General features: G+C 62.7%; 13 protein-coding genes. 2 read left to right on the top strand and 11 right to left on the bottom strand.

Annotation, left to right across the window (positions count from 1 at the left end):
• Positions 1-18: 18 nt before the first annotated feature.
• Positions 19-852 carry a chymotrypsin family serine protease gene (locus HMPREF2617_RS08005; RefSeq protein ID WP_070840466.1) on the bottom strand — a complete coding sequence of 278 codons (834 nt, stop codon included), beginning with the start codon at positions 850-852 and terminating at the stop codon, positions 19-21.
• 23 nt (positions 853-875) lie between these two features.
• Between HMPREF2617_RS08005 and HMPREF2617_RS08000 the strand changes: the two genes are divergently transcribed.
• The gene (locus HMPREF2617_RS08000; RefSeq protein ID WP_070482544.1) at positions 876-1,379 is read left to right on the top strand and encodes a GNAT family N-acetyltransferase; all 504 of its coding nucleotides are present in this window, start codon (positions 876-878) and stop codon (positions 1,377-1,379) included.
• 75 nt (positions 1,380-1,454) lie between these two features.
• Here HMPREF2617_RS08000 and HMPREF2617_RS11920 read toward each other — a convergent pair whose 3' ends face one another.
• Positions 1,455-1,694 carry a hypothetical protein gene (locus HMPREF2617_RS11920; RefSeq protein WP_141743307.1) on the bottom strand — a complete coding sequence of 80 codons (240 nt, stop codon included), beginning with the start codon at positions 1,692-1,694 and terminating at the stop codon, positions 1,455-1,457.
• 166 nt (positions 1,695-1,860) lie between these two features.
• Between HMPREF2617_RS11920 and HMPREF2617_RS07995 the strand changes: the two genes are divergently transcribed.
• Entirely contained in the window at positions 1,861-2,337 is a 477-nt protein-coding gene (locus tag HMPREF2617_RS07995) for a GNAT family N-acetyltransferase (RefSeq protein ID WP_083291903.1), read from the top strand.
• Here HMPREF2617_RS07995 and HMPREF2617_RS07990 read toward each other — a convergent pair.
• The 9 genes from HMPREF2617_RS07990 to prpD all read right to left on the bottom strand — a co-directional run bounded on the left by HMPREF2617_RS07990 (position 2,334) and on the right by prpD (position 14,641).
• Complete coding sequence (locus HMPREF2617_RS07990) at positions 2,334-3,140, bottom strand: ABC transporter ATP-binding protein (RefSeq protein ID WP_070482382.1); 807 nt, start codon at positions 3,138-3,140, stop codon at positions 2,334-2,336. The genes HMPREF2617_RS07995 and HMPREF2617_RS07990 overlap by 4 nt on opposite strands.
• Positions 3,141-4,196, bottom strand: a complete 1,056-nt coding sequence (locus HMPREF2617_RS07985; protein ID WP_246815295.1) for a FecCD family ABC transporter permease — start codon at positions 4,194-4,196, stop codon at positions 3,141-3,143.
• Positions 4,193-5,254, bottom strand: coding sequence for a FecCD family ABC transporter permease (locus tag HMPREF2617_RS07980; protein WP_141743308.1), 1,062 nt, complete (start codon positions 5,252-5,254; stop codon positions 4,193-4,195). Before HMPREF2617_RS07980 ends, HMPREF2617_RS07985 begins: the two co-directional genes overlap by 4 nt.
• A gap of 25 nt (positions 5,255-5,279) precedes the next feature.
• Complete coding sequence (locus HMPREF2617_RS07975) at positions 5,280-6,305, bottom strand: ABC transporter substrate-binding protein (protein WP_083291904.1); 1,026 nt, start codon at positions 6,303-6,305, stop codon at positions 5,280-5,282.
• Positions 6,306-6,424: 119 nt separating this feature from the next.
• Positions 6,425-7,297 carry a siderophore-interacting protein gene (locus HMPREF2617_RS07970; protein WP_083291905.1) on the bottom strand — a complete coding sequence of 291 codons (873 nt, stop codon included), beginning with the start codon at positions 7,295-7,297 and terminating at the stop codon, positions 6,425-6,427.
• A 118-nt stretch (positions 7,298-7,415) separates the two neighbouring features.
• Positions 7,416-10,844: a pyruvate carboxylase gene (locus HMPREF2617_RS07965; protein WP_070482383.1), complete on the bottom strand. Its 3,429-nt coding sequence runs from the start codon at positions 10,842-10,844 to the stop codon at positions 7,416-7,418.
• Positions 10,845-11,018: 174 nt separating this feature from the next.
• A complete protein-coding gene (locus HMPREF2617_RS07960; protein WP_070422833.1) occupies positions 11,019-12,164 on the bottom strand; it encodes a bifunctional 2-methylcitrate synthase/citrate synthase in 1,146 nt (381 codons plus the stop codon).
• A gap of 42 nt (positions 12,165-12,206) precedes the next feature.
• Positions 12,207-13,130: a methylisocitrate lyase gene (gene prpB, locus HMPREF2617_RS07955; protein ID WP_070422832.1), complete on the bottom strand. Its 924-nt coding sequence runs from the start codon at positions 13,128-13,130 to the stop codon at positions 12,207-12,209.
• Positions 13,130-14,641 carry a 2-methylcitrate dehydratase PrpD gene (gene prpD, locus HMPREF2617_RS07950; RefSeq protein WP_070570511.1) on the bottom strand — a complete coding sequence of 504 codons (1,512 nt, stop codon included), beginning with the start codon at positions 14,639-14,641 and terminating at the stop codon, positions 13,130-13,132. Before prpD ends, prpB begins: the two co-directional genes overlap by 1 nt.
• Positions 14,642-14,792: the final 151 nt, after the last annotated feature.

Here is a 14,792-nt window from a genome sequence, read left to right as displayed (position 1 = left end):
CAGATTTTGCAGAATCTGTCAGCGCAGGCCTATGGAAACCGCGAACTGCTCCAGCACAGGTCCGATAAACGGCACGAGGAAGCCCAACACAACGGCGACCGCCACAACAATCGTGGCGATGGCCTCCGGAGAAGCGCTCGAGCCAGAGTGAGCCACATTGGTCGCGGGCGACTCGGGGGTCTCGGCGTCGTGGGTAACGGGCGTACCAATCGGTTTCGTGGCGCTGATCAGCTCGATCTCCTGCGCCTCCGATACGCCTGGCCCGTTGAGCGGCTTCGAAGCACGGTTCAAGGAGGCCGACTCGCTTTTCCGGTTCGACACGGTGCTCACACCCGAGTAGACCGCCACCAGTCCCCTACCGGGCGCCCAGACGGGTGCGCCGGAGTCGCCCTTCACGCCAGCGCCGCCGTCCCAGTAGACGTTGTTACCCAGCCGGTCAACGAAGGTGCCGCACCGCTTCTCCCCTGCACTGAGCAGGCAGATCTCGTCGTTGGGGTGAAGATCCTCGAGGTCCACCACGGCGTCGGTGGTGATGGTGTTCGCACCCAGTTGGACACCGTCGTCCCAACGGATGATCCCCCAGTCGTTGCCGGTCGCAGACCTACCGAATGCAGTGGAGGGGTAGAACGTTCCGCTTGCCTGGCCCACAGCAGCGCGGCTGCCGTGTTCGCCACAGTGCCCGGCGGTGTAACTGATCCGTTGGTCGGGGTCGTTGAACCCGATGGTGCACATGCCCTTATCGACGACGACCACACGAGCTCCCTGCTCCACCACCGGAACCGCGGCGTTTGCGATTGGGGTGAGGGCAAGGGCGGTTGCGGTGGTCGTCGAGAGGCATATGCGGCGGAGCATGGAAAAAGATTAACGTGGTGGGCATGGATTACACACCTGAGTTCGAACTACGTGAAGCAACTGAATCCGACCGCACGTACCTGCGCCGCCTGAACTTTCTCACCGACGTGTTCGGGGATGAGCACGGCGAGATCGGACCAGATGAACGTGCAGGCTCCGACAATTACGTCGGCCAATGGGACCCAGAAACCGAAGGCGGCATCCTTGCATTCGACCAGTTCCGTGTGCCAGCGGGCGGTGTCTGGCTGCGCTACTGGCCCACGCCCGAACTGGGTTGGGCCAACCTCGGGAAGGATATTCCGGAGATCGCAATTGCGGTGGAGCGACGCTACGCCGGCCACCGACTCGCCGTCCGACTCCTTGCAGCTGCAGTTGAGTTGGCAGCAAAGCAAGGCGCGTCGAAGGTAGCGCTGTGGGTGGACCCGAACAACGACCGCGCACGCCACCGCTACGAGTCTTTCGGATTCAAAAACGTCGACGGCCACGACAATGTCATGGCCGTCGACGTCGATGACTTCACCGCTTAGGCCACGTTTCGCCTAGGCGGCGCGCCTGCTGGGGGACCACCTCCACCGATAGAGCTCAAAATTTGAGCCCCATTCCTAAGCCTCCAGCAGCCTTTCCCCACGATCAAGCCAGTTAAGCGCAAAGGACTTAATGGCGTCGTGCCACTCAACCTCGTACTGCCGCGACGGCAAGAACGTGCCCACCTCGCGGTATCCGCCAACGGTTTTCACCTCCACGCGGCTGCCAGGCCGGCCACAGTGGGCGGCGGTGTAGCCCGCCCAGAATCCCTTACGAGGCGTCCACGTAGCCCAGCGTGCACTCGGAGACCCCGCCAAAGCGCACCACGTCGCCTTGGGTGACCGTAATGGTTGGGCGGCGGCACTCAGGCGGCGCGGCGGCCAGACAGACGGCACCAGCGGCGGCTGTGGCGGCTCTGGCGCTGTGGGCGCATGCGGGAAAGGTTACCGTGCGTGACTTAAGTGCATGAGTACGGTGGCACCCATGGAGTTCACCTTCCACCGCGCCACAGAATCGGACCGCACCTACTTGCGCCGTCTGAACTTCCTCGCGGACATCTACGGTGACGAATCCAAGGAGGTGCGCCCGGAGCAGTTACCGGACGTGGAACGCTACGTCGACGAGTGGGACCCGCAACGCGACGGCGGGGTCATCGCCTTCGACCAATTCCGCATTCCCGCAGGCGGAGTGTGGTTGCGGTATTGGACGTCGCCTGACCAGGGCTATGCGAACCTCTCGCCCGGCACTCCAGAAATCGCCATCGCCATTGAGAACCGATATGCGGGCCACCGTTTGGGCGAAGCCTTGCTCCGTGAGGTCGTAGACCTCGCCCGGGAGCAGGGTGCTACACAAGTGGCGCTCTTTGTCGCAGAAGACAACCCCCGCGCCCGCCACCGCTATGAAGCGTTCGGCTTCAGCGATGTCGCGGTACCCGGGGGTGTGATGGTCTACCAGCTCTAATCTGCCCTCTCTGCGACGCGCCCTTCCCACCGCGGGATCATGAGGGGGCTGCCGGATTCCGGATCTTGGATGATACTGGCCTCGACGCCGAAAACGTCACGAACCAACTCCTCGGTGATCACGTCGGCGGGCGCGCCGGTGGCCACGACTTCCCCGTCTTTCATCGCGATGATGTTATCCGCGTAGCGCGCCGCTTGGTTGAGATCGTGCAGCACCGCCACCAGGGTGAGGTGGTCGCGCTTGTTCAGCTCGCGGCACAGTTCAAGAAGTTCGATCTGGTAGCGCACATCCAGAAACGTGGTCGGCTCGTCGAGGAGCAGGATCGGAGTCTCCTGCGCAAGAGCGACAGCCATCCAAACACGTTGGCGCTGCCCGCCGGAAAGCTCGTCGACGAAGCGACCGCTGAGCTCGCGCACGTTGGTCGCGTCCATTGCCCCTCCCACGGCACGCTCGTCTTCTGGCGACCAAGGTTTGAAAAGACCCTGGTGGGGATACCGTCCGCGTGAGACGAGATCGATGACACGGATGCCCTCCGGTGCGACCGGCCCCTGGGGAAGCAGGCCGACTTGCTTAGCAACGTGTTTGGTGGGCTGTTCGTGCAGAGACTTGCCGTCGAGAAGCGTCGCCCCTGAAACCGGCGTAATGAGCCGCGTAAGGGACTTCAGCAGCGTCGATTTGCCGCACCCGTTCGGCCCCACAATGACTGTGAACATGCGATCCGGAATCTCGACTGTGACATCGTCGCAGATGATCGCTTCGTCGGAGTACGCCAACTTCGCGTGTTCGGTGCGCAGACGTGCCATTTACTTCCGTCCTTCCTGAATCAGCAGCCAGAGGAAATAGATACCGCCGATGGAGACGGTGACAATGCCTACTGGCAGTGGCGAAGTGGGGTGAATGCGCTGTGCGACAGTGTCTGCGAGCACGAGCAGCAACGCGCCGGTCGCGGCAGTAGGCATCAGCGCCAGCCCGTCGGCGCGCACAAGTCGGCGCGCGATCTGCGGGGCGGCGAGCGCGATGAATGAGATCGGTCCAACGGTGGCGGTGGCTAGTGCGGTCAAGCCAATCCCGGTGATGATCGCGGCGACTTGCACTGCACGCACGTTTTGCCCAAGAGCGGTGGCGAACGGGATGCCGATCTGTGTAAGGCGCATCGGGCGAGCCAACAACGCCGTCACCGCAATGAACACCACCGTGCCCGATGCTGCGAACCCGAGGGTTTTCCAGCTGGTGCCAGCAAGGTTGCCCGCACCCCACAAGCTCGCCATGATCGCGTCCTCGACCGTCGCCGTGAGCAGCAGCCATGTGTTCACCGCGGCCAGCATCGCACTGACACCGATCCCGACGATGATGAGCCGCACTCCCCGAGCATGGCCGTCTTTCGACGCTAGGAAAAACACCGTTACAGCCGTGAGCAAGCCGCCCGCGAGCGCACCGAGCAGGGTGGCCGTGGAACCGCCGCGGAGCACCAGCATAGCGATGAGAGCCCCGGTATAGGAGCCGGTTTGAAAACCGATCACATCCGGCGAACCGAGCGGATTATTGGTGAGGTTTTGAAACAACGCGCCCGACAGAGCGAGCGCAGCACCGAGCACCAGCGCCATCAGCACGCGCGGAGCACGCCACTCCACCACGACCATGTGGGTGAAGTCGTCCCCGCGGCCCAGCACAGCATCGAATACTTGGCCCGCGGTCATCGATGCAGAACCGGTGAAAAGCGCGAAGACGCCGCAAGCAGCCGCCAGCGCGACGAGAACGGCGGTGACTACCACTGCACGCACATCGGTGACGAAGATCGGGCGCTCGCGCGGGCCGATCCCTACCATCGGTCGGCCGAAATCCAGGCGTTGCGTCGTCACAGTTCTGTCACCCGGAACTGGCGCACCATGTAGATAAGGAGGGGCGCGCCGATGAAGGGCGTGACCACCCCTACAGGCATCTCGCCCTGCACAATCACGCGGCCGACCACGTCAGCGAAACCCATGATGGCGGGTGCCAAAATGATCGAGTACGCCATGATCCATCCCTGGTGCGGGCCCACGATCATCCGGCTTAGGTGCGGGGCCAACAACCCGAGGAAAGAAATTGGTCCTGCCACCGCAGTGCCGCCGCCAGCGAGGAGCGCAATAGCGATCAGTGCGACGAGACGAACGCGGTTCGGGTTCGCTCCCATCGCCACGGCAGCGGCCTCGCCCAGCGCGAGCACATCAAGCGACTTCGATAGTGCGAGCGCGAGCACGAGCCCGATCAGAATGAAGGGCACGATCGCGAGCGTATTGTCCAGAGCCTGGTTGGCCGTGGTGCCAGCGGACCAGCCGCGCATCTTCTTCAGAACGTCGGAGTTGGTGAGCAGAACCGCTGAAGTGAACCCGCCGAGGACGGCACCGAGTGCGACGCCGGACAGTGTCATCCGGATCGGGTTGCCTCGCATCGGCCCAGCATTTCCGATGAGGAATACAGCGAACGATGTAACGGTCGCACCTGTGAATGCCAACCACATGTATTGGTTGATGTCGGTGAGACCGAAGTAGGCGATGCCTACCACCACCGCCAGAGAAGCGCCGGCATTGACGCCGAGGATTCCGGGGTCTGTCAGGGGGTTTCTGGTCACTGCCTGCATCAAGCCGCCCGCGACACCGAACGCGGCCCCTGCCACCAAAATCAGCACGGTGCGCGGCACCCGCGACTGCCACACCACCTGCGACACCGGGTCGGCCGGATCGGGCGAACGGAGGAAATGCCACAGCTCGCTGAGCGTAATCTCGCGCGCACCGACGGTAAGGCTGAGCACGAGCGAGACCGCGAGCAACGCGATGAGCACCCATGCGCCGACAACTCGGTACGCGAGCGGGTGGGGCTGTGGCGGTGCTAGCTGGGCTTCCGTTTCGGTGGGCGCAGGCGCTGTGGTGATCGTCATGGTTCGCGGTGGGCGGGTCGAGGGCTTAGGAGACCTTGTTGAAGCCCTGGACCTTTGTGGCGAGTCCGTCCAACCAGTCGGCGTAGTGGCGCGAGGTCAGCGCACCCTTTGAGTTCCAGGCGTAGAGCTGACCAGCCTGGACCGACGGCAGCGAGTCCCACATTTCGGCGGTGAAGGGGTCAGCTTCGTCGTAGTCCTCGACGAGCATGACATCGGTGGGGTATTTCGAGGCTTCCTCCCAGGCGATCCACGCCCACGGGCTGCCCTCGTGACCCTCGGTCGGGCCAGCGAGGGTCGCGCCGAGCGACTTCAGCAGATCCGCATGGGGGCCGTTCGCGCTGGTGTAGAGCATCTCCTTGGTGGGGCTCGACAGCATGAAGCTCAAGTCTTCGCCAGCAATGGCATCGGAGAAGTTCTGCTTCGCAGCCGCGTAGTCTTGGTCTGCCTTAGTGATGTGCGAGGCGGTGACATCGGCGCCGAGGAACTCGGCGAGCTCGCGGACGTTGGCGATGCCCTCGTCCACGGTGTCGCCGCCGGGCAGCGGCACGAACTGGGCGACGCGAGTGAGTTGGGAGTTCACATCCTCTTTGAACCATTGCCAACCGTCTGCTGTGCCGAAGCCAATGATCGCGTCCGGTTTGAGCTGTGCGAGTTTCTCCAAGTCAATCTCGCCGTCGGTGCCGATCTGCTCAATCCCGGTGGTGTCCGCCCCACCCATCACGGTCGGGTCGTCGCACTGGTAACCGAAGATGGCGTTCGGCTTGATGCCGTACTCATCGAGGGTGGAGTAGGCGTAGCAGTCCATGACGATGTTCTTGGGCTGCTCGGCGAACTCGATTTTCAGGCCGTCAATGCTCGGGTGGTTAAACACCAGCGCACCGGATGCCTGGGCATTGCTCGAAGCGGACGCGGAGGAGGATGTCGCGGCGTCCGAGGCAGACACGGTGGAAGTTGCAGTGGAAGTTGAGGCGGAGTTGGAAGGAGATGAGCTGCAGCCTGTGAGAGCGAGGCCAACAGCAAAGGTGAGCACTGCACCGAGTTTCGCGCGCATGCGGGATCCCTTTCAGTCGAAATGTGGCCTGAGCAGAAAGCCAGGCGAACACTTAGCAAAGGCAAACCTAACAGATGGTCTGGGTTAGGTAAAGCAGCCCTTACCATCTCGCGAGGAAGTTACCCCCGCGCCTGTCCTCGAATCCAGAACGCGCTGAATGTGACATTTTTGGGATCAATCCCCCACTCTTGCACGGCGAATCGTCGCACCCCCGCTGCGAGGTCTCGTTCGCCGCAACACCAGACACTCTCCGGGCGCTCGTGAGAGCGAAGCTCGGAGACAACTGCCTCCAGCAACCTGTCCTGCTGGGCGGTGACCAGGGCCAGTGACCTCACGCGGGATTGCCAGCGCTCAACCAGCCCAGGCTCGAATTCGTCGTTCGTGGTGGCGGCGAACACGACATCTGCCGCAGCCAGCTCAGCAGGGTGGAATTGCTCGAGGAATTCAAGAATTGCTGCGACTGAAGGCGCTGCAGTGGGGTCGGCGACCAGCAGCTGCGATGTGCCTGGCTTTGGCTCGCGCCGGAACCACAGCCCGTTCGCGGGGTAGATTCCGCAGGTGTCCCCAGGCGCGACGCGCAGCGCCCAACGCAACGCGGGCCCGATGTCGGTGTCCGAGGCATCCGAAACACCGTGTGTGACCAATAGGAAGCTCAGGGTGCCAGCAGCTCGGTCGAGACTTCGAACTGTGTACCACCGAAGGTCGGGTCGCACGGCATCCGGAAGCGCGGCAAGTTGGGCTCGTAGATTGCTTACCCGAGTTGTCGTTAATGGGACATAGTCCTTGCCAGGCCCCGGCATGAGGAGGCCGAAGAACTCGTCTGGGCCTACCAATTGGTGGTCGCGCAATTCAGGCGCAACCACGGAGATCTCAAGGAGGTCGGGGGCAACCCGTTCAACATTGGCGACGGTGACTGTGAGTGCATCGCTTTTCTCGCGCTGAGGCCAGTCCGTGAGCTGAATGTCCGAAAAGTTGTTAGAACCGAAAACCATGAAAGGTAGTTTAGGCTTACCTACATCATTGTGCCGAGACGCCCAGCCGCCAAAACGCCGAAAGCGCCGGCACTCCGGGTGGAGGTCGGCGCTTTGGACGTCGTCAGGCGAAAAGCTCTTAAGCGATAACCACCACGAGGTCGCCGCCTTCCACCTTGGTCGGCTTGGTCAGCGCGATGCGCTCGATCACGCCCGACTTCGGTGCGGAGATCGCGGCCTCCATCTTCATAGCCTCGATGGTTGCGACCGGGTCGCCTTCCTTGACCTCGTCGCCTTCCTTCACCGTGACGGTGACGGCACCAGCGAACGGTGCGGCAACGTGGCCCGGGTTGGACGCGTCGGCCTTCTCCACCTCAGCAACGGTGGACTCGACGTTCTCGTCGCGGACGGCAACCGGCCGGACCTGGCCGTTGACGGTCAGGATGACCTGGCGCATGCCCTTCTCATCCGGCTCGCCGACAGCGTCGAGGCTGACCACCAGCGGCGGACGGTTTTCGTCGATCTCGCCGTAGTAGATCATGGTCTCCACGCCCTCTTCAAGGCCGTAGAAGAAGGTCTTGTCACCCAACTGGTCGGTGATGCCGTAGGTGCGCAGGTGCTCCTGGTACTCGGCGTACTGCTTCGGGAATAGCAGCTGATCCAGCGCCGCACGACGCACACTGTGGTCGTCGGACTGCAGATCCGGCTCGAGCTCTGCCGGCACCTGGACGGTGTGGTCGACCTCGGAGCGGTTCTCCAGTGCCTTGTCGCGCAGCAGCGGCCAGCCACCCGGAGGGGTACCCAGCTCGCCCTGCAGGAAGCCGATGACAGATTCCGGAATGTCGTACTTGCGCGGGTTCTCTGCGAACTCCTGCGGGCTGACACCCTGGCCGACGAGCTGCAGGGCCAGGTCGCCAACCACCTTGGAGGACGGGGTGACCTTCGTCGGGCGACCGAGGATCTCGTTCACGCCTGCGTAGTAGTCCTCGATGAGCTCGAAGCGATCCTCCAGACCAAGGGCCTTCGCCTGGGTGCGCAGGTTGGAGAGCTGACCGCCCGGAATCTCGTGCTTGTACACACGGCCGGTCGGGCCCGGAATGCCGGACTCGAACGGTGCGTACACCTGGCGCACGGCTTCCCAGTACGGCTCCATATCGAAGACGGCCTGCAGGTCGATGCCGGTGTCGCGCTCGGTGTTCTCAAACGCTGCGACGAGGGCGGACATCGACGGCTGGGAGGTGGTGCCTGCCAGCGGAGCGGATGCAACGTCGACGATGTCGGCACCGGCGTTGGCAGCCGCAAGGTAGGTCGAGAGCTGACCGCCCGCAGTGTCGTGGGTGTGGACGTGCACCGGCAGGTCGAAGCGCTCACGCAGCGCCTTCACCAGCTTGGCGGCTGCTGCCGGACGCATCAGGCCAGCCATGTCCTTAATCGCCAGGACGTGGGCGCCAGCCTCGACGATCTCCTCGGCGAGCTTCAGGTAGTAGTCCAGCGTGTACAGATCCTCATTCGGATCCATCAGGTTGCCGGAGTACGCCATCGCAACCTCGGCGACGGTGGTGTTGGTTTCCAGCACTGCGTCGATCGCCGGGCGCATCTGGGAGACGTCATTCAGCGCGTCGAAGATTCGGAAGATGTCAATACCGGACGAGGCTGCTTCCTGGACGAACGCCTTGGTCACGTTGTCCGGGTACGGGGTGTAGCCAACAGTGTTGCGGCCACGCAGCAGCATCTGAATGTTGACGTTCGGCATCGCCTCGCGCAGCTCGTCGAGACGCATCCACGGCGACTCGTGGAGGAAGCGCATGCCCACATCGAAGGTAGCGCCGCCCCATGCCTCAACGGAGGTCAACTCCGGGGTCAGGTGACCCACATGCTTCGCGGCAGCCACAAGGGTGTTGGTGCGAATACGGGTTGCCAAAAGTGACTGGTGAGCGTCACGGAACGTGGTCTCGGTGACACCCAGAGCGGTCTGCTTGCGGATCTTCTCAGCCCACTTTGTCGGGCCGAGCTCAAGCAGGTCGTCGCGGGAACCACGCGGCAGATCGCCGTACTTGGATTCCGGCAGCTTCTTCGACGGCTGAATGTTCGTCGGGCGAGCACCGTTTGGCTGGTTCACCGTAACGGATGCCAGGTAATCGAGGATCTTGCCGGCATCGTCAGCCGCGGCCGGAGCCTCGAGCAGGTGCGGGTGGTCCGCGATGAAGCCGGTGTTGATGCGCTCGTTGCGGAACTCGTCCTCGCTGAGCAGGGCGCGCAGGAAGCCGATGTTCGTGGACAGGCCCGTAATGGAGAACTCGTTCAGGGCGCGCAGGGCACGGTCGACGGCGACCTGGAAGTTGCGGCCACGGCAGGTCATCTTGACCAGCAGGGAGTCGAAGTTCGGGGTGATGGTGGTACCGACGGCCACGGAGCCGTCGAGACGCACACCTGCACCACCCGGGGAGCGGTAGCCGGTGACCACGCCGGAGTCCGGTCGGAAGCCGTTGGCCGGGTCCTCGGTGGTGATGCGGCACTGCAGGGCTGCGCCGTTGACCTCGATGAGGTCCTGGGTGAGGTGGATGTCCTCCAGCTTCGCGCCGGCGGCGATGTACATCTGGTTCTTTACGATGTCGATGCCGGTGACTTCCTCGGTCACCGTGTGCTCGACCTGCACGCGCGGGTTCATCTCGATGAAGACGTGGTTGCCGGACTCGTCGACAAGAAACTCGACCGTACCTGCGCCCTCGTAGTTGATTTCCTTACAGAACGCCACAGCGTCGGCACAGATCTTCTGGCGCTGCTCTTCCGTGATGTGCTGCGCCGGAGCGATCTCAACAACCTTCTGGTGGCGGCGCTGCACGGAGCAGTCACGCTCAAACAGGTGCACCACGTTGCCGTAAGAGTCAGCCATGATCTGCACCTCAATGTGCTGCGGGCGGATCACGGCGCGCTCGATGTAGACGTTCGGGTCACCGAAGGCTGCCTCAGCCTCGCGGGATGCCTCGGCTGCGAGACGCTCAACGTCCTCGATCTTCTCAATGAAACGCATGCCGCGTCCGCCGCCACCGGCGACAGCCTTCACAAACACCGGGAACTCGAAGTCCTTGGCAAACTCTGCCAGCTGCTTCGGGTCGGACGACGGCTCAGAGTCCTTCAGCACCGGCAGGCCGGCACGCTCAGCGGCCTGGACAGCGGCGGACTTGTCGCCCGTCAGGTCCAGCGTCTCCGGGGTCGGGCCGATGAACTTAATGCCGTTGTCGCGGCAGGCACGAGCCAGGTCAGCACGCTCGGAGAGGAAGCCGTAGCCCGGGTAGACGGCATCTGCGCCAGTTTGCTTCGCGGCACGGATGATTTCGTCGATGTTCAGGTACGCCTTGACCGGCTGGCCGGCCTCGCCGATCTGGACTGCCTCGTCCGCGAACGGACGGTGGAACGAGTTACGGTCCTCGCGGGGGTAGACCGCGACGGTCTTCGCGCCAGTTTCAAAGGCTGCACGGAAGGCACGAACGGCGATCTCACCGCGGTTAGCTACCAGGATTTTCTTGAATGCTGGCAGGTCATTAAGCGGGAGGTTATCCGGGTTCATTTGGTTCCTTTCCTCAAGGAAAGATCGAAGTCATACTGCAACGGGTAGTTTAGTACAGGTCACACTTTTCTTGGGTCGTTTTCGCCAACGAATGTGACACGTTTGCACCCTAACGCGGGGGTGCAAAAACGCGGGCGCCGCGTTGCGACGACCCGCGTTTCGGGGGTGATCCGCTTACGCCTTGACGTGGCGCTCCTCCGGGCCGTTGTAGGCCGAGAGTGGACGGATCAGGGAGTTGTTCTCAAACTGCTCGATGATGTGAGCGGTCCAGCCGGTAATGCGGGACATCACGAACAGCGGGGTGAAGAACTCGATGTCGAAGCCCAGGATGTAGTAGGCCGGGCCGGACGGGAAGTCCAGGTTCGGACGGATCTTGATCGAGGTGTTGTCGTGCATGGTCTTGGCCATGATGTCGTACATCTCGACCCACTTCTGAGCGTCCTTCTCCGGATGCTCCGCAGCGAGCTTCTTAAAGGCGGCTTCCATCGTCGGCACGCGCGAGTCGCCCTTCTTGTACACGCGGTGGCCGAAGCCCATGACGAGCTCCTTGTTCTTGAGCTTGTCCAGGCACCACTGCTCTGCCTTGGCCGGGTCGCCGATTTCGGTCATGTGGTGCATGACGAACTCGTTGGCGCCACCGTGCAGCGGGCCCTTCAGGGCACCGATTGCGCCGGTGATTGCGGACCAGCCGTCGGACATCGTCGAGGCAATCGTGCGGGCCGTGAAGGTGGAGGCGTTGAAGGAGTGCTCGGCGTAGAGGATCATCGTCTTCTCAAACGCCTCGATGTCGGACGGGATGTTGGCCGGGGACTTCTCATCGTCACCGAAAACCATCCAGAGGAAGTTTTCGGAGAAGCCCTTCTCCTTGCTCGGGGCGATGTACTCCTTGCCCTGGCGGCGACGGATGTCGGTTGCGACAATCGTCGGCAGCTTGGCCAGCAGCTTGCGGCCGATGCCACGCAGGTGATCGGAATCCGGGGTGAACTTCTCCGGATCCTCTGCACCCAGGTAGGACACTGCGGTACGCAGCACGTCCATCGGGTGGCAGTCCTTCGGCATGAAGTTGATGATCTGGATCAGTTCTTCATCGATGTCGCGGTTTTCCATGCAGCCACCGCGGAACTCTGCAAACTGCTCCTCGGTCGGCAGTTCGCCGTTCCACAGCAGGTATGCCACTTCCTCGAAGGTGCAATGCTCTGCCAGTTCCTGGACCGGGTAACCGCGGTACAGCAGCGAGTTGGTCTCCGGGTTGACCTTGGACACTGCGGTGTAGTCAGCGACAACGCCGTTGAGGCCCTTACGAATTTCCTGCTCAGTCATGATGATTCACTCCTTCTTGGTGGTGGTGTTGGTGGTGGCGGCCTACTGCTCAAAGGTGGAGCTGTAGGTGTCTTTCGAGTAGGTGAAGACGGATTGGTCGAACTGGTTGTATTCGTCGTAGCGCACCAGTTCGTAGAGGCGGGCGCGGTGCTGCATCTTGTCCAGCCACGGCACCTGGGTGCCGGTTTCTGCGATGTCGCGCAGCATTGCTTCGGTCTGGCCCATGGCGATACGGAAGGTGGTCACCGGCCAGATCACGGCGTTGTAGCCGAGGTTTTCCAGCTGCTGGGCGCTGAGCAGGTCGGTCTTGCCAAACTCGGTCATGTTGGCCAGAAGCGGCGTGTCCACGGCGGCGCGGAACTTGGCAAAGTCTTCCTCCGAGTACAGCGCTTCGGTGAAGATGAGGTCCGCACCTGCGTCGGCGTATGCCTTCGCACGCTCGATGGCCTCGTCGATGCCTTCGATGCCGGCGGCGTCGGTGCGGGCACAGATGACAAAGTCGTCGTCCTGGCGCTCGCGCACCGCTGCGGTGATGCGGCGGATCATCAGGTCGCGTGGCACAACTTCCTTGCCGTCGAGGTGGCCGCAGCGCTTCGGGTTGACCTGGTCTTCCAGGTGGAGGCCAGCCAGGCCTGCCGCTTCAAACTCGGCGACGGTGCGGGCTGCGGACATCGGCTCGCCGAAGCCGGTGTCGGCGTCGATGAGCACCGGCAGGTTGGTGGCGCGGGCGATCTGGCCGCCGCGGTTTGCAACCTCGGAAAGCGTGGTCAGGCCGATGTCCGGCAGGCCCAGGTCGTTGGCTACCACGGCGCCGGAGACGTACACGCCGGAGAAGGATCCGATGTCCTCGATCAGGCGCGCGGTCAGCGGGTTGAAGGCGCCGGGCAGTGTGGTGATTTTTTCGTCGACAAGCGATGCTCGCAGTGCTTTGCGACGCTCGTTCGGGGTTGTGTCAGGCTTGAACATTAGAAGATGCCTCCCGGGATCTCCTCTGCAGCGGCGCGGGTTGCGTCGTTGACGCGGATGTTAAGTTCGGTCAGGTCAGTGAGGTTTTCCAGATCCTGCACGGCGGCGAGGAAGCGGTCCTGCTCGTCCTTATCGACGATGCCCTCAGCCAGGGTGCGGAACTTCTGGATGTAGTTCTCACGCTCGAACGGACGAGCACCGTACGGGTGGGCGTCGGCGACAGCCATCTCATCCTCGATGACGGTGCCGTCGTTGAAGGTGATGACAGCCTTGGCACCGAATGCCTTCTCGTCCGGATCCTGCGAGTGGTAGCGACGGGTCCACTCCGGGTCCTCCACCGTGGACACCTTGTGCCACAGCTCGACGGTCTCCGGACGGTTTGCACGCTCCGGGGTGTAGGAGTCGACGTGGTGCCAGCCGCCGTCCTCAAGGGCGACAGCGAACATGTACATGATCGAGTGGTCCAGGGTCTCGCGGGATGCCTTCGGATCCATCTTCTGCGGGTCGTTTGCGCCGGTGCCGATGACGTAGTGGGTGTGGTGCGAGGTGTGCAGCACGATGGATTCGATCTCGGCGGTGGTCTTGCCTGCGTCTGCGATGGTCTGCTTCATGCGACGAGCCAGGTCAATCGGAGCCTGTGCCTGGTACTCGGCGGAGTGCTCCTTGGTGTAGGTGTCCAGGATCGCGCGCTTCGGCTCGCCGTCTGCCGGCAGCGGGACGGTGTAGGTGCGCTCCGGGGAGTGCAGCATCCATGCAATGAAGCCGTCTTCGCCTTCCCAGATCGGGGCCGGTGCGCCCTCGCCGCGCATGGCGCGGTCCACCGCTTCGATGGCCATCTTGCCGGCGAATGCCGGGGCGGATGCCTTCCAGGAGGAGATCAGGCCCTTGCGGGACTGGCGGGTTGCGGTGGTGGTGTGCAGCGCCTGGCCGATTGCCTGGTAGATGGTGTCCACGTCCAGGTTGAGCATGGTGCCGATGCCAGCTGCGGCCGAGGGGCCAAGGTGTGCAACGTGGTCGATCTTCCACTCGTGCAGGCAGATGCCCTTGACCAGGTTGACCTGGATTTCGTAGCCGGTGGCGATGCCGCGGATCAGCGCCTTACCGTCGAGGCCCTTGTGCTGTGCAACAGCGAGGATCGGCGGGATGTTGTCGCCCGGGTGGGAGTATTCGGCTGCCAGGAAGGTGTCGTGGAAGTCGAGCTCGCGCACGGCGGTGCCGTTTGCGAAAGCGACCCATTCTGCGGAGTAGGTGCCGTCTTCGCCGAAGACGAGTGCACCCTTGTTGTCTGCCGGGTGTGCCTTGGCCATTGCGCGGGCGACGGCGACCGGGCGGCGGTTATAGGAGGCAACAGCGACAGAAGCGTTGTCGATGATGCGGTTGATGATCATTTCGCGGGTATCTTCCGGCACTTCAACCGGGTCGGCCGCGACCTTGGCAATCTTGTAGGCCAGATGCTCTTCAATCGGGAAGTCTTCTGCGGACTTATGGGTACGTACCTCGTGTTGGATCATTCTTCGGCTCCTTCTGGCAATCGAGATGATGATGCACCTCATATTAGGAGCGAAAGTGTGTTGCGCATCATAGTGGAAGTTGCGTATTCTTGCGTCCTGAAACTGACAGACTTTCAAAGTGTTGCAAATCACCAGGCCAAGCGGCTGAGAA

The sequence above is a fragment of the Corynebacterium sp. HMSC070H05 genome, assembly GCF_001837615.1.
GTDB lineage: Bacteria > Actinomycetota > Actinomycetes > Mycobacteriales > Mycobacteriaceae > Corynebacterium > Corynebacterium coyleae.
The sequence above is the reverse complement of the archived record's forward strand: the minus strand, read 5'-3'. Positions and strand labels throughout refer to the sequence as shown.

Coding starts and splice junctions, on each gene's coding strand:
- HMPREF2617_RS07980 (WP_141743308.1), bottom strand. CDS start 5,254: ATGACGATCACCACAGCGCCTGCGCCCACCGAAACGGAAGCCCAGCTA.
- HMPREF2617_RS08005 (WP_070840466.1), bottom strand. CDS start 852: ATGCTCCGCCGCATATGCCTCTCGACGACCACCGCAACCGCCCTTGCC.
- HMPREF2617_RS07965 (WP_070482383.1), bottom strand. CDS start 10,844: ATGAACCCGGATAACCTCCCGCTTAATGACCTGCCAGCATTCAAGAAA.
- HMPREF2617_RS07995 (WP_083291903.1), top strand. CDS start 1,861: ATGGAGTTCACCTTCCACCGCGCCACAGAATCGGACCGCACCTACTTG.
- HMPREF2617_RS07960 (WP_070422833.1), bottom strand. CDS start 12,164: ATGACTGAGCAGGAAATTCGTAAGGGCCTCAACGGCGTTGTCGCTGAC.
- HMPREF2617_RS07975 (WP_083291904.1), bottom strand. CDS start 6,305: ATGCGCGCGAAACTCGGTGCAGTGCTCACCTTTGCTGTTGGCCTCGCT.
- HMPREF2617_RS07990 (WP_070482382.1), bottom strand. CDS start 3,140: ATGGCACGTCTGCGCACCGAACACGCGAAGTTGGCGTACTCCGACGAA.
- prpB (WP_070422832.1), bottom strand. CDS start 13,130: ATGTTCAAGCCTGACACAACCCCGAACGAGCGTCGCAAAGCACTGCGA.
- HMPREF2617_RS07970 (WP_083291905.1), bottom strand. CDS start 7,297: ATGGTTTTCGGTTCTAACAACTTTTCGGACATTCAGCTCACGGACTGG.
- HMPREF2617_RS08000 (WP_070482544.1), top strand. CDS start 876: ATGGATTACACACCTGAGTTCGAACTACGTGAAGCAACTGAATCCGAC.
- prpD (WP_070570511.1), bottom strand. CDS start 14,641: ATGATCCAACACGAGGTACGTACCCATAAGTCCGCAGAAGACTTCCCG.